General features: G+C 46.4%; 13 protein-coding genes. 6 read left to right on the forward strand and 7 right to left on the reverse strand.

Translation table 11 applies throughout. The features are described from left to right. Positions 1 to 43: 43 nt before the first annotated feature. From hemG to R7D93_RS20785, 3 genes are read right to left on the reverse strand one after another with little or no spacing between them, the layout of a single operon-like run. Positions 44 to 571 (reverse strand): menaquinone-dependent protoporphyrinogen IX dehydrogenase, encoded by a 528-nt coding sequence (gene hemG, locus R7D93_RS20775; protein ID WP_225497064.1) that lies wholly within the window; start codon positions 569 to 571, stop codon positions 44 to 46. Positions 572 to 580: 9 nt separating this feature from the next. Further along, positions 581 to 2038: a TrkH family potassium uptake protein gene (locus tag R7D93_RS20780; protein ID WP_225497065.1), complete on the reverse strand. Its 1458-nt coding sequence runs from the start codon at positions 2036 to 2038 to the stop codon at positions 581 to 583. Between the two features lie 46 nt (positions 2039 to 2084). Next, a complete protein-coding gene (locus tag R7D93_RS20785) occupies positions 2085 to 2708 on the reverse strand; it encodes a YigZ family protein (protein WP_005378891.1) in 624 nt (207 codons plus the stop codon). A 261-nt stretch (positions 2709 to 2969) separates the two neighbouring features. Here R7D93_RS20785 and fadB point away from each other — a divergent pair, with 261 nt between their 5' ends. The 3 genes from fadB to R7D93_RS20800 all read left to right on the forward strand — a co-directional run bounded on the left by fadB (position 2970) and on the right by R7D93_RS20800 (position 7564). Further along, on the forward strand, positions 2970 to 5141 hold the full coding sequence (gene fadB / locus R7D93_RS20790; RefSeq protein WP_225497067.1) for a fatty acid oxidation complex subunit alpha FadB: 2172 nt from the start codon (positions 2970 to 2972) through the stop codon (positions 5139 to 5141). A gap of 14 nt (positions 5142 to 5155) precedes the next feature. Continuing rightward, complete coding sequence (gene fadA / locus R7D93_RS20795; protein WP_006743176.1) at positions 5156 to 6331, forward strand: acetyl-CoA C-acyltransferase FadA; 1176 nt, start codon at positions 5156 to 5158, stop codon at positions 6329 to 6331. A gap of 252 nt (positions 6332 to 6583) precedes the next feature. Next, the gene (locus R7D93_RS20800) at positions 6584 to 7564 is read left to right on the forward strand and encodes an MDR family oxidoreductase (protein ID WP_005378882.1); all 981 of its coding nucleotides are present in this window, start codon (positions 6584 to 6586) and stop codon (positions 7562 to 7564) included. A 52-nt stretch (positions 7565 to 7616) separates the two neighbouring features. Here R7D93_RS20800 and R7D93_RS20805 read toward each other — a convergent pair whose 3' ends face one another. Further along, positions 7617 to 8561, reverse strand: coding sequence for a LysR family transcriptional regulator (locus R7D93_RS20805; protein ID WP_005378881.1), 945 nt, complete (start codon positions 8559 to 8561; stop codon positions 7617 to 7619). A 168-nt stretch (positions 8562 to 8729) separates the two neighbouring features. Beyond that, the gene (locus R7D93_RS20810; protein ID WP_225497069.1) at positions 8730 to 8912 is read right to left on the reverse strand and encodes a hypothetical protein; all 183 of its coding nucleotides are present in this window, start codon (positions 8910 to 8912) and stop codon (positions 8730 to 8732) included. Between the two features lie 133 nt (positions 8913 to 9045). On the opposite strand from R7D93_RS20810, the gene tusA reads away from it, so the two are divergent. Beyond that, positions 9046 to 9294: a sulfurtransferase TusA gene (gene tusA / locus R7D93_RS20815; protein WP_005378879.1), complete on the forward strand. Its 249-nt coding sequence runs from the start codon at positions 9046 to 9048 to the stop codon at positions 9292 to 9294. Between the two features lie 44 nt (positions 9295 to 9338). On the opposite strand, the gene R7D93_RS20820 is transcribed toward tusA, so the two are convergent. Both R7D93_RS20820 and R7D93_RS20825 read right to left on the reverse strand, forming a co-directional pair. After that, a complete protein-coding gene (locus R7D93_RS20820; protein ID WP_005378878.1) occupies positions 9339 to 9599 on the reverse strand; it encodes a hypothetical protein in 261 nt (86 codons plus the stop codon). A gap of 160 nt (positions 9600 to 9759) precedes the next feature. Beyond that, positions 9760 to 10314, reverse strand: a complete 555-nt coding sequence (locus R7D93_RS20825) for a TMEM165/GDT1 family protein (protein ID WP_005378877.1) — start codon at positions 10312 to 10314, stop codon at positions 9760 to 9762. 484 nt (positions 10315 to 10798) lie between these two features. On the opposite strand from R7D93_RS20825, the gene glyQ reads away from it, so the two are divergent. Beyond that, positions 10799 to 11716, forward strand: coding sequence for a glycine--tRNA ligase subunit alpha (gene glyQ / locus R7D93_RS20830; RefSeq protein ID WP_005378876.1), 918 nt, complete (start codon positions 10799 to 10801; stop codon positions 11714 to 11716). Positions 11717 to 11729: 13 nt separating this feature from the next. Further along, the gene (gene glyS, locus R7D93_RS20835; RefSeq protein WP_005378875.1) at positions 11730 to 13796 is read left to right on the forward strand and encodes a glycine--tRNA ligase subunit beta; all 2067 of its coding nucleotides are present in this window, start codon (positions 11730 to 11732) and stop codon (positions 13794 to 13796) included. Positions 13797 to 13868: the final 72 nt, after the last annotated feature.

The raw sequence follows: 13868 nt of genomic DNA on the forward strand, positions 1-13868 counted from the left end.
CGGATAAATTTGCATCAAAAGCGGTCAAAAGAGCACGTTATTTCTACAGTTCTCTAAATTTATCTGCGAAAAGAGCCACTTTTTCCCAATTGGTGTACTCCACCTCTTTGGTCGTATCGGTTTCGCCACCCGTCATCGACATAATGAACCTAATCATAGTTCTGTCGAACCAGCTATAACGTGGGTAATAAAGTGCACCAGCAAAAACACCGATTAGCGTTGGTTTCCAAGGCGACTTAATTAGGAACTTGCGAATGTAGGCACTACCTTCAGGAGTATCCTTTCCTTGGTCCTCTTTACGAGCGGTTAGGTTTACGCAGAAAAATGCCACTTTATTTTGCTCCAATTGATTGAGGTTTCGCTCAATAAACTGGTATAGCTTTTTATTAAGATGGCCATAGCGAATAGAGGCGCCTATCAATACTCTGTCGTATTGGCTGAAGTCAATCGTCTCGACATTATGTAAATCCACCAGCTCACAATCGAAATCTGAAAGTTGTTCATCTATATAGTGGAGAATTTTTTTAGTCTGCCCTTCGCGGGAAGAGTATAGAAATAATGCTTTTGCCACGATTTCCCCTTAGCTACGCCAAAACGTCGGCGTAAGTAGAATAAGTAAGGTAAAGATTTCCAAACGACCAAACAGCATAGAAACTATTAATACCCATTTTGCTTTGTCGTTAACATCACCAAAGTGAAGCGCCACTTCTCCCAAGCCAGGACCGAGGTTGTTCAGAGTCGCAGCCACCGCCGAGAACGCACTGAGCTCATCCATTCCTGTTGCAATCAACCCCAACATACAAACCACAAATACCAATGCGTATGCGGAGAAGAAACCCCAAACCGCATCGACAACACGTTGCGGTAGGGCACTGCCACCTACTTTGATGGTGTAAACCGCGCGTGGATGGACTAAACGTTTTAGTTCACGCGCACCTTGTAAGGTAAGAAGCAGGATACGGATCACTTTCATGCCGCCGCCTGTTGAACCAGCACAACCACCTATAAAGGAAGAGAACAATAACAGCACAGGTAAGAAGAGCGGCCAATCCGCAAAACCTGTTGTCGTAAAGCCCGCTGTTGTGGATATTGATACGGTTTGGAACAGAGCCTGATCGAAAGCATCGTATGTCGATGTGTAAGAGTGATGTTTCAGTAATAATAGAAAGCAAATGATAAATAGCAGCACTTGAATAAACAAGAAGGCGCGAAACTCAGGATCTTTCCAGTAATACTTGGGATGTGCGCCACCTGATGCAAATGCAGCAAAGTGCAGTGTGTAATTACATGCAGATATAAGCAGAAAAACCACCGTAATCAGGTTAATCGCGTAACTATCAAAGTATCCGATGCTGGCATCGTGGGTAGAGAAGCCACCAATGGCAATGGTGGAAAAGCTGTGACTGATGGCATCAAATGGCGTCATACCAGCTAACCAAAAAGCCGAAGCACAGGCGATAGTCAGGCTCAAATAGATGTACCAAAGCGCCTTAGCAGTTTCTGCTATGCGCGGCGTCACTTTAGTATCCTTGACTGGACCTGGGATCTCGGCGCGGTAAAGCTGCATACCACCGATGCCAAGTACTGGCAAAATCGCCACCGCTAATACGATGATTCCCATACCGCCGAACCACTGCAGTAACTGTCGATAGAATAGAATCGCTTTAGGTAACTCATCCAAACCAACAATAACGGTCGCCCCGGTCGTCGTGAGAGCAGAAAACGATTCAAAAAACGCATCTGTCACTGAGACGTTCGGATTGTCAGCAATGAGAAAGGGGATCGAGCCTGCACTGCCAAGTACTGTCCAGAATAAGACGACAATAAGAAAGCCATCTCGAGCTTTAAGCTCGTGCTTATACCTGCGGTTTGGGTACCAACAAACGGCCCCACAAAACAGCAGAACAAAAAATGTCGTGACAAAAGGCACACCAGCACCATCTCGATAGATCAGCGCAACGAGTGCTGGCGCAAGCATAGTGACACTAAAGAGTGCGAGCAGTAGCCCGACGATTCGAATAATTGAACGAAATTGCATGGATAAATTGACTAGCGAAGCTGTCCCTGTTGCTTCCTGTTTTTCATTATTGTCCGTCTAGCGGAGTGACAATTGCCTTTGCCCCGCTTTTATTGATGATTGCTTGGGTAAACGCGCTCACTTCTCGAAGCTCAATTTCCACCACTAATACGACCTGATCGCTGTATTCAGCCTCGACTTCTATCGCACCAAATTGCGGCATGATTGATTGTGCGATAGGCATAAACCCATAGTCTAACGTTAGTCTGAGCTTTGTGGTTATTTTTTTCTCAATAGTTTGAAGCAGCTTGAGCGCTTGTTGAACCCCACCCCCATACGCTTTAACCAAGCCGCCTGTACCTAACTTGATTCCACCAGAGTATCGCGTGACCACAGCCGTGATCTCCCCCACCCCAGATCCAGACAGCTGCGCCAGGATTGGTTTGCCTGCCGTCCCTGAAGGTTCTCCATCATCACTAAAGCCCCACTTCATCGAATCTTCTGGTCGACCAGCAACAAAGCCCCAACAGTTATGTCTAGCATCAGCGTGTTTAGCTTTGATTTGATCAACAAATGCTTTTGCAGCTTCGATACTTGGCGTGTGTGCCAAATAAGTAATGAAGACGCTCTTTTTAATTTCTTCTTCAAATTGAGCGGGCTCTGCTGGAATCAGATAAGGCTTGTCATTCATAGGATTATGGATTCATGTCTATTTGCCTGAAGTCTATCACGAGTATGATTTACCCGTCGCATAAGATCTGCCACAGCGCACAATGTTAAACACTTGTTTAAAAAATGTATTGAAATTAAACAATCCACGATCCAAACTAACTTTACTGGTCAAACCAGAACAAAAATAAAACGACTTCCTCGATACCTATTTGCCGAGGTACACGGCGTCGTTGAAATAGGTATACAGACAATCCACGATTGTATGTCATGGAGATAGACAATGATTTACCAAGCCGAAACCCTACAGGTAAAGGAAATACAAGATGGTATTGCAGAGCTAAGCTTCTGCTCTCCAAAATCCGTCAACAAACTCGACCTAGCGACATTAGAATCGCTAGATAAAGCTCTTGATGCGCTCATTGCCCATCAAGGCCTCAAGGGGTTGTTGCTCACTTCAGATAAAGACGCATTCATTGTAGGCGCAGACATTACCGAGTTTTTAGGTCTGTTTGCTAAAACGGATGCCGAGCTCGACCAATGGCTGCAATTTGCTAATAGCATCTTTAACAAATTAGAAGACTTACCCGTTCCGACCATCTCAGTGATCAAAGGCCACGCTCTTGGTGGCGGTTGTGAATGCGTGCTAGCAACAGACATGCGTATTGGTGACAAAACCACCAGCATCGGCCTACCAGAAACGAAACTGGGAATCATGCCGGGCTTTGGTGGTTGTGTACGCTTACCTCGCATTATTGGCGCAGACAGCGCAATGGAAATCATCACCCAAGGTAAAGCATGCCGAGCTGATGAAGCATTGAAAATTGGCTTACTCGATGCTGTTGTAGAGACTGATGCTTTATACGAATCAGCACTACAAACTCTTAACTCTGCAATTAATGAGAAACTTGACTGGCAAGCACGCCGAGCACAGAAAACATCGCCTCTAACGCTGAGTAAGCTTGAATCAATGATGAGCTTCACCATGGCGAAGGGTCTGGTGGCACAAAAAGCAGGTCCTCACTACCCTGCCCCAATGACAGCCGTTATCACGATTGAAGAAGGTGCTCGCTTTGCACGTAATGAAGCGTTAGACATTGAACGTAAGCACTTCGTGAAATTGGCTAAATCGGAAGAAGCAAAATCACTCGTTGGCCTATTCCTTAATGATCAATACATCAAAGGCATTGCGAAAAAAGCAGCGAAGTCAGCAAGTAAAGACACGCAACGTGCAGCCGTATTAGGTGCAGGTATCATGGGTGGCGGCATTGCTTACCAATCAGCGCTAAAAGGTGTGCCAGTCTTAATGAAAGACATCGCGCAAGCATCGCTCGACCTAGGCATGACTGAAGCATCTAAGCTGCTGAATAAACGCTTATCTCGCGGTCGCATTGATGGCTTTAAGATGGCGGGTATTTTAGCGTCAATCACACCGAGCTTACATTACGCAGGTATTGAAAACTCTGATGTGATTGTTGAAGCTGTCGTTGAAAACCCGAAAGTAAAAGCAGCAGTTTTGAGTGAAGTTGAGTCCCATGTCGGTGACGACACCGTTATCACCTCAAACACCTCGACGATTCCTATCAACCTATTGGCAAAATCACTAAAACGCCCAGAAAACTTCTGTGGTATGCACTTCTTCAACCCAGTGCATCGTATGCCTCTTGTTGAGATCATCCGTGGTGAGCACACCTCTGATGAAACCATCAATCGTGTTGTGGCGTATGCTGCGAAAATGGGCAAATCACCAATTGTCGTTAATGACTGCCCAGGGTTCTTCGTTAACCGCGTATTGTTCCCATACTTTGGCGGCTTCAGCATGCTACTTCGCGATGGTGCTGACTTTACGAAAATCGACAAAGTCATGGAGCGTAAGTTTGGCTGGCCGATGGGACCGGCGTACTTGCTTGACGTAGTCGGCATTGATACCGCGCACCACGCACAAGCTGTGATGGCAGAGGGTTTCCCTGAGCGTATGGGTAAACAAGGTCGTGATGCGATTGATGCACTGTTCGAAGCAGACAAATATGGTCAGAAAAATGGTAATGGCTTCTACAGCTACACCATAGATAAAAAAGGTAAGCCGAAGAAAACCTTCTCCGAATCGATCTTACCAGTACTTGCTGACGTTTGTGCCGATAAGCTGGACTTTGACGATCAGACCATCATTCAACGTATGATGATTCCAATGATCAACGAAGTGGTGCTGTGCCTACAAGAAGGCATCATCGCGACTCCGCAGGAAGCAGATATGGCATTGGTTTATGGTCTTGGTTTCCCTCCATTCCGCGGTGGCGTATTCCGCTATCTAGACAGCGTGGGTATTGCTGAATACGTTGAAATGGCAAAACAACACGCCGAGCTAGGTGCGATGTACCAAGTACCGCAAATGCTGATTGATATGGCGGCGAAAGGTGAAAGCTTTTACGGTGCACAACAGCAAGGTTCTATCTAAGGAGGGATTCTAAAATGACTAATCAAACAAGAAATGTTGTCGTAGTCGATTGTCTACGTACTCCAATGGGTCGCTCTAAAGGTGGTGCTTTCCGTCATACACGAGCAGAAGATCTATCTGCGCGCCTAATGAAAGGCATTCTTGCGCGTAACCCACAAGTGAACCCAAGCGAGATTGAAGACATCTACTGGGGCTGTGTACAGCAAACACTAGAGCAAGGCTTTAACGTTGCACGTAATGCCGCGCTACTCGCGGGCCTGCCGATTGAAATTGGCGCCGTGACGGTTAACCGCTTGTGTGGTTCATCAATGCAAGCGCTTCACGACGGTACACGTGCCATCATGACTGGCGATGCTGAAATCTGCCTAATTGGTGGTGTTGAGCACATGGGGCATGTGCCAATGAACCACGGTGTAGACTTTCACCCAGGTATGTCAAAGAACGTAGCAAAAGCTGCGGGCATGATGGGCTTAACGGCTGAAATGCTTGGTAAATTACATGGTATTAGCCGTGAGCAACAAGACGAGTTTGCCGCTCGCTCTCACGCTCGTGCGCACGCAGCAACCGTAGAGGGTCGTTTTAAAAACGAAATTCTACCAATTGAAGGCCACGCAGCAGACGGCACACTGTTCACTCTGGATTACGACGAAGTGATTCGCCCTGAAACATCCGTTGAAGGTCTATCTCAACTTCGCCCAGTGTTCGACCCTGCAAACGGTACAGTAACAGCCGGTACATCATCGGCTCTGTCCGATGGTGCATCAGCGATGTTGATCATGAGTGAAGAGAAAGCTAATGAACTTGGCTTGAAGATTCGTGCACGTATTAAAGGCATGGCCATTGCGGGCTGCGATCCTTCTATTATGGGTTACGGTCCTGTACCTGCGACGAAAAAAGCGCTCAAGCGTGCCGGTCTTTCAATTGAAGACATGGATGTGGTTGAGCTAAACGAAGCATTTGCCGCGCAGTCTCTGCCGTGTGCTAAAGACTTAGGCCTGCTTGATGTTATGGATGAGAAGGTCAACCTTAACGGTGGTGCGATAGCATTGGGTCATCCACTAGGCTGTTCTGGTTCACGTATCTCAACAACGTTGATCAACCTAATGGAAGCGAAAGACGCGAAATACGGTCTGGCCACCATGTGTATCGGTTTGGGTCAGGGCATTGCGACAGTATTTGAACGACCATAACAGTTCAAGACGTTGTTGTAGTGATCGAGCCAACAATCATAAGCAAATGAACTAATAGTAAAATTTTTAGTATTACACTTAAGGGCGACAATTGATGTCGCCCTTTTTGTTTTACATCAATTATGCATGAAGAGCATACATTAAATGCTCAAGTTTCATTTTATTCATAGACAAAGAAGACATACACTTAGACCAGTTGATATCTTGCTGCATGTGACCCAGAGTCATGCTACCGCACAATCGGAGAACCTTATGTTTAATGCTCTAGTTCTAAATCAAGAAGACAAACGTACTATCGCTAACATCGAGCAAATCGATGAAACACAACTGCCTGAAGGCGACGTTCTGATTGACGTTGATTACTCATCGTTAAACTACAAAGACGGTCTTGCGATCACAGGTAAAGGTAAAATCATCCGTAACTTCCCGATGGTGCCAGGTATTGACCTAGCAGGTACGGTAGTAAGCTCAGAAGACGACCGCTACCAAGCTGGTGACAAAGTTGTCCTTACTGGCTGGGGCGTGGGTGAAAACCATTGGGGTGGTATGTCTCAGCGTGCTCGTCTAAAAGCGGATTGGCTAGTACCACTACCAAAAGGTCTAGACAGCAAGAAAGCAATGATGGTTGGTACTGCTGGCTTCACTGGTATGCTGTGTGTTCAAGCACTGCTTGATGCAGGCATCAAACCTGAAAATGGCGAAATCCTAGTAACTGGCGCAAGTGGCGGTGTAGGCTCAGTCGCAGTAACGCTTCTAGCACAGCTTGGCTACAAAGTTGCTGCAGTGACAGGTCGTGTAGAGAAAAACGGCCCGCTACTTGAAAAACTAGGTGCTAGCCGCATCATCGACCGTACTGAATTTGAAGAACCAGCACGTCCGCTTGAAAAACAAGTATGGGCAGGTGCGGTTGATACTGTAGGCAGCAAAGTACTAGCAAAAGTATTGGCGCAAATGGATTACAACAGTGCAGTTGCAGCTTGTGGTCTTGCAGGTGGTTTTGATCTACCAACCACAGTGATGCCGTTCATACTACGTAATGTTCGCCTACAAGGTGTGGACTCAGTAATGTGCCCTACAGAGAAACGTATCGCTGCATGGGAAAAGCTGGTCGAGCTACTACCAGACAGCTACTTCGAGCAAGCGTGTACTGAAGTTGCTCTTGCTGAAGCACCGAAATATGCAGAAGACATCACCAACGGTCAAGTAACGGGTCGTGTGGTTATCAAGCTATAAACACTGACTCAGTGTAAACAGACGAAGAGCCGGCATTGCTGGCTCTTTTTTGTTAGCAGTTCAGTCCCATATCTTCGATACGTTTAGCTATCAGACGGCTACACTCTTCACGCACAATCGTTCTTAACCATTCTTGAGCAGGAGAATGCTCGCAACGCGCATGCCAAATCATCGAGTATTCAAACGGCGTGAATTGGAATGGTAACGGCTTCACCACCAAGTCATAACGCTCGGCAACCAGATACGCCAAGTCCGCTGGCACTGTGATGATAATTGGCAAGGTATCCATGATCGCCAATGCGGCTTCTAAATGATAAGCCCGCAGAACCATTTTACGCTTAGGTTTCTCCATCAAAGCTTGTTCGATCAGCGCTTTAACCCCATCACTGATGGCAATCATGGCATGTGGATGACTCAGATAATCATCCAAGCTCATTTCTTTATCCGCTAATGGATGCTGTTTTGAAAGCATACACAGCACCCCTACTCGCCCCAACACTTCACTGCGTAGAGGCTCCACCGGGCCTGTCGGGCGACAAATCGCTAAGTCTGCACCTTCATATGTTAATTGATCAGATAAGCGGTCGTGTTGCAGTGGCAAGAAGTTAAACGACACATTCGGCGCTTCTTGGTAAATTCTCGGCAAAGCGAACGGTAAGATCGTTTGCATGGCATAGTCGGTGGTCACGATGTTGAAAGTCTGCACGCATTGCAATGGGTCAAACTCAACCGGAGATAACAACTGACGTAAAGACTCTAATGGCTCGCCCAATGAGCGATCGATCTCTAACGCTTTCTGAGTTGGGATCAAATGCTGTCCCTGACGAGTAAACAGCGGATCTCCCAATAAGTCACGCAGACGACCAAGCACACGACTCATTGCCGATTGACTCAAGTTCAGACGTGTTGCTGCCTTACTGACACTGTTTTCCTCTATCAGTACTCGCAACGCAACCAGTAAATTTAAATCTCGGCGATAGATATCTTCCAGTTCCACGAATTAGCCACTTATTTTGTATGTGTTTGGGTAAATTGTACTCTTTAGGCAAAAAAAATCCCGCCTTTCAGCGGGGAAGCCCAAGAAAAATGGGGATAGTGTCGGAATGAAGTGTCGGTAAAAAATAGGTGAGCGTTATTAAAAGCATTCTGATCCAAGCAAGAAGCGCTAATTTTCTTGCTCAGATGCGCCAGACCATCTGCGCATCTCGATCCAAATCCCAATAATAGTGGCAACCATGCCTATTAGAGGCGTCAAAGAGGTGTCAGCTGGCGTCCTGAGTACCAATGCACAAAACGAGATAAAACACAGCACTGAGTAAATCGTAAGTCTGTCTAACGCTGTTAACATTGCCTCTCCCTTGCCAGTTGTTACCAAATTGTTAATTTAAGGTAAAACAAAAAATTCGGTTTGCCAAGTGGTTATTGAATATTTTTTCAACGAAAGTAAAATTCAACGCTCAGTTAGTTACGAGAATCACACTATGAGCTTTAATCCTGAACTGGCAAACAAGACATTAGAGGCGGAAGGACTGCGCTGCCCAGAGCCAGTGATGATGGTCAGGAAGACAATTCGCAACATGCAAGATGGTGAGATTTTGCTGGTCAAAGCAGACGATCCATCCACGACTCGAGACATTCCGAGTTTCTGCCGCTTTATGGACCACCAGTTAGTTGCGGCACAAACGGAGCAAGTTCCGTATCAGTACCTGATCAAGAAAGGATTGGAATAATCTGGTCGAACTAAAAACGGCAGCCTATATTGGCTGCCGTTTGTTTATTCGTCGTATTCGAGTGTGCGAACTTCTGATTGGAGCTTGTTAAGTTGTTTCTTCATTGCCCGCATCTCTTCATGCATAGGAATGATGTGAGCGACACGAATCCACGCTTCTACTGTCAATCCAGTAAGAACGAACGATCCTGCTACAATCGGTAACCACATATCAGTTAGCACCATCGCTAGTAAACACAGCGCTAAACCAAAAGTGAATAAATAACTCTGACTCTTCGGGGACATCCCCATGTAACGTGTAAGCATAAACTTGCCCTCTCGCTATCATTCACACCATTAAACTACCATGACAAGTATGACACTTATATGTCATCCGTCACGCAATGGAACGATTTAGAGTCAGAGTTTGAACTCGCGCAGCGCGCCACTAATGATTGATAACTCACATCATTTCACGTGTAAAAAATCAGAACAGTGCAGCCCCTATTGCCAGAGCAATAAACAAAAATGCGGTGATTTTACGGATCAGCCCTAAAGGCATCTTGTCGGCCGACAATTTACCAATCAGGACCACAGGAACATTCGCCAGCAGCATACCGATTGTGGTACCGATAATCACCAAACTTAACGCATCCGCGTATTGCGCCCCTAAGATGGAAGTGGCGATCTGAGTTTTATCGCCTATCTCCGCAACGAAGAACGCGATAAAACTCGCAATAAATGGGCCTCGATTAGAAATCTGCTCGTCATCATCCAGTTTATCCGGGATCAGAACCCAAGCCGCCATCGCGACAAAACTGACCACCAGCACCCACTTTAAAATCTCAGGTGATAGATAGTCTGCGACAACCACACCTAACCATGCAGCCAAAGCGTGGTTGGCAATAGTTGCCAAAAAGATTGCTGCAATAATTGGGATTGGTTTTCGGTAACGACTTGCGAGTAATAGAGATAGCAATTGGGTCTTATCGCCAATTTCTGCTAACGCTACAGTAGTAATTGAAATAGCTAAAACGCTCACGACATGCTCATTGGGGCAGGGATTATTATTTTTAACCGAAGACAAACCTCACGCCCCTACCCCGGTTCGTGATGATTTGTCTAAGGTCTTGCTAAACTTGAAAGGCTTCAAGTCTCGAACGCCATGGTGATTTTGCACCAATTATGTTGACGGACGAACCAGATGAAACAGAAACTTCATCAGGTAAGCTACTCCCCAAAGACAGGCGCAATTCTAGCCACCTTTGCTGCGCTTCTCAAGAGCCAAAGCAGGCAAAAACTCCCTTTTAGGAAAAATACAGCAGATAACGCGGTAAAAATTCATTAAAGGAGAAAATCGCCCACGAATTAATCAAGATTAGCTCTACTCCCATGCTCAATATCTGGTTATACTAGATTGTTAATTTATTCAACCGTAATTACTCTTTATCGCCGTTGTTAGAGTTGAAAAACTCGGCATAGATGACGAATTAACGAGTAACAAGAGAATCGCGCGAACCTGACTTATGCAAAAATACGATATCAAAACCTTCCAGGGAATGATCCTCGCGCTGCAGGATTATTGGGCTCAAAATGGTTGTACCATTGTTCAACCGCTAGATATGGAAGTGGGTGCGGGTACCTCTCACCCAATGACCTGTCTACGAGCGCTTGGCCCAGAGCCAATGTCGACAGCTTACGTACAACCTTCACGTCGTCCTACTGATGGCCGTTACGGTGAAAACCCTAACCGTCTTCAGCACTACTACCAATTCCAAGTAGCGCTAAAACCATCGCCTGACAATATTCAAGAGTTGTACCTTGGCTCCCTTGAAGTTCTTGGTATTGACCCTCTTGTACACGACATCCGTTTCGTAGAAGACAACTGGGAAAACCCAACACTAGGCGCATGGGGTCTGGGCTGGGAAGTTTGGCTAAACGGCATGGAAGTGACCCAGTTTACTTACTTCCAGCAAGTTGGCGGTCTTGAGTGCAAGCCAGTAACTGGTGAAATCACTTACGGTATCGAACGTCTAGCAATGTACATCCAAGAAGTAGACTCTGTTTACGACCTAGTTTGGAACATCGCACCAGACGGTAGCATCGTTACTTACGGTGACATCTTCCACCAAAACGAAGTAGAGCAATCAACTTACAACTTCGAGCACGCAGACGTTGAATTCCTATTTGGTTTCTTCGAACAGTGTGAAAAAGAGTGTAAAGAACTACTTGAGCTTGAAAAGCCACTGCCACTGCCTGCTTACGAACGCATTCTAAAAGCTGGCCACGCATTCAACCTACTAGATGCGCGTAAAGCGATCTCAGTAACTGAACGCCAACGTTACATCCTACGCATCCGCAACCTGACAAAAGCAGTTGCAGAAGCATACTACGCATCGCGTGAAGCTCTTGGCTTCCCAATGTGTAAGAAAGAACAAGCGTAAGGGGTAGAGTAACATGGCAAAAGAATTTCTAATCGAGCTAGGTACAGAAGAGCTACCACCAACGCAACTTCGCACACTAGCTGAAGCATTCGCAGCAAACTTCGAAGCAGAACTAAAAGGCGCTGAACTTGCTCACGAAGGCGTGAAATGGTTCGCGGCACCTCGTCGTCTTGCACTTAAAGTCGCAGCACTAGCAGACAGCCAGTCTGACAAAGTTGTTGAAAAACGTGGTCCTGCGGTTTCTGCAGCGTTTGACGCGGAAGGCAACCCAACAAAAGCGGCTCAAGGCTGGGCGCGCGGTTGTGGCATCACGGTTGACCAAGCAGAGCGCATGGTTACAGACAAAGGCGAATGGCTACTGTTCAAACAAGAAGTGAAAGGTCAGCCAACGTCTGAGATCGTCGTTGAACTTGCAGCGAAAGCACTAGCAAACCTACCTATCGCAAAACCAATGCGCTGGGGCAACAAAACGACTCAATTTATCCGTCCAGTTAAGACGCTAACCATGCTAATGGGCAGCGATCTAATCGAAGGTGAGATCCTTGGTGTCGCTTCAGACCGTACTATCCGTGGTCACCGCTTCATGGGTGAGCAAGAGTTCACTATCGATTCTGCTGAACAATACCCTGCGATCCTAGAAGAGCGCGGTAAAGTAATGGCAGATTACGAAGCGCGTAAAGCAATCATCCTAGCTGACGCACAAAAAGCGGCAGCAGCGGTTGGCGGTATCGCTGACCTAGAAGATGACCTAGTAGAAGAAGTAACGTCTCTGGTTGAATGGCCAGTGGTACTAACAGCGAAGTTTGAAGAAGAGTTCCTAAAAGTGCCTTCTGAAGCGTTGGTATACACCATGAAAGGTGACCAAAAATACTTCCCTGTTTACGACGAAAACAAGAAGCTACTACCTAACTTCATCTTCGTATCGAACATCGAATCAAAAGAGCCTCGTTACGTAATCGAAGGTAACGAGAAAGTGGTTCGCCCGCGTCTTGCTGACGCAGAGTTCTTCTTCAATACAGACCGTAAGCGTCCGCTTATCGACCGTCTGCCTGAACTAGAGCAAGCGATCTTCCAAAAGCAACTAGGTACGATCAAAGACAAAACAGACCGCATCACAGAGCTTGCTGGCTACATTGCTGAGCAAATCGGTGCTGACGTTGAGAAATCAAAGCGTGCTGGTCTACTAGCAAAATGTGACCTAATGACCTCAATGGTATTCGAATTCACGGATACTCAAGGTGTGATGGGTATGCACTACGCTCGCCACGACGGTGAAGCAGAAGAAGTTGCAGTAGCACTGAACGAGCAATACATGCCTCGTTTCGCAGGTGATGAACTGCCATCAAACGGCGTTTCAACAGCAGTTGCAATGGCAGACAAGCTAGACACTATCGTAGGTATCTTCGGTATTGGTCAAGCGCCTAAAGGCAGCGACCCATTCGCACTACGCCGCGCATCTCTAGGTGTACTACGTATCATCGTTGAATACGGCTACAACCTAGATCTTGTTGACCTAGTAGCGAAAGCGAAGTCACTGTTTGGCGATCGCCTAACCAACGACAACGTTGAGCAAGACGTTATCGAGTTCATGCTTGGTCGTTTCCGTGCTTGGTACCAAGACGAAGGCTTCAGTGTAGACATCATTCAAGCAGTTCTAGCTCGTCGTCCGACTAAGCCAGCAGACTTCGACCAACGAGTTAAAGCGGTTTCTCACTTCCGTGAACTAGAAGCAGCAGAGTCTCTAGCAGCAGCGAACAAACGTGTAGGTAACATCCTAGCGAAATTCGACGGCGAACTAGCAGCAGACATCGACCTAGCACTTCTACAAGAAGACGCAGAGAAAGCACTAGCAGAAAGCGTTGAAGTAATGACAGAAGCGCTAGAGCCAGCATTTGCTACAGGTAACTACCAAGAAGCCCTAAGCAAGCTAGCAGACCTACGTGAACCAGTTGATGCGTTCTTTGATAACGTAATGGTAATGGCAGACGACGAAGCACTTAAGAAGAACCGTCTGACACTACTGAACAACCTGCGTAACCTGTTCCTACAGATCGCAGACATTTCTTTGCTTCAAAAGTAATTCATTACTCTTCGAAGTGATTAAGAAATAAGTAAAAGGGAAGCAGATGCTTCCCTTTTTTGTTGCCTTCAA

Source organism: Vibrio sp. YT-15, assembly GCF_033337445.1.
GTDB lineage: Bacteria > Pseudomonadota > Gammaproteobacteria > Enterobacterales > Vibrionaceae > Vibrio > Vibrio alginolyticus.

Excerpts from the sequence above, each read along its gene's own strand:
- R7D93_RS20780 (WP_225497065.1), bottom strand. The coding sequence starts at position 2,038 with ATGCAATTTCGTTCAATTATTCGAATCGTCGGGCTACTGCTCGCACTC.
- R7D93_RS20785 (WP_005378891.1), bottom strand. The coding sequence starts at position 2,708 with ATGAATGACAAGCCTTATCTGATTCCAGCAGAGCCCGCTCAATTTGAA.
- fadB (WP_225497067.1), top strand. The coding sequence starts at position 2,970 with ATGATTTACCAAGCCGAAACCCTACAGGTAAAGGAAATACAAGATGGT.
- fadA (WP_006743176.1), top strand. The coding sequence starts at position 5,156 with ATGACTAATCAAACAAGAAATGTTGTCGTAGTCGATTGTCTACGTACT.
- R7D93_RS20800 (WP_005378882.1), top strand. The coding sequence starts at position 6,584 with ATGTTTAATGCTCTAGTTCTAAATCAAGAAGACAAACGTACTATCGCT.
- R7D93_RS20810 (WP_225497069.1), bottom strand. The coding sequence starts at position 8,912 with ATGTTAACAGCGTTAGACAGACTTACGATTTACTCAGTGCTGTGTTTT.
- tusA (WP_005378879.1), top strand. The coding sequence starts at position 9,046 with ATGAGCTTTAATCCTGAACTGGCAAACAAGACATTAGAGGCGGAAGGA.
- R7D93_RS20820 (WP_005378878.1), bottom strand. The coding sequence starts at position 9,599 with ATGCTTACACGTTACATGGGGATGTCCCCGAAGAGTCAGAGTTATTTA.
- glyQ (WP_005378876.1), top strand. The coding sequence starts at position 10,799 with ATGCAAAAATACGATATCAAAACCTTCCAGGGAATGATCCTCGCGCTG.
- glyS (WP_005378875.1), top strand. The coding sequence starts at position 11,730 with ATGGCAAAAGAATTTCTAATCGAGCTAGGTACAGAAGAGCTACCACCA.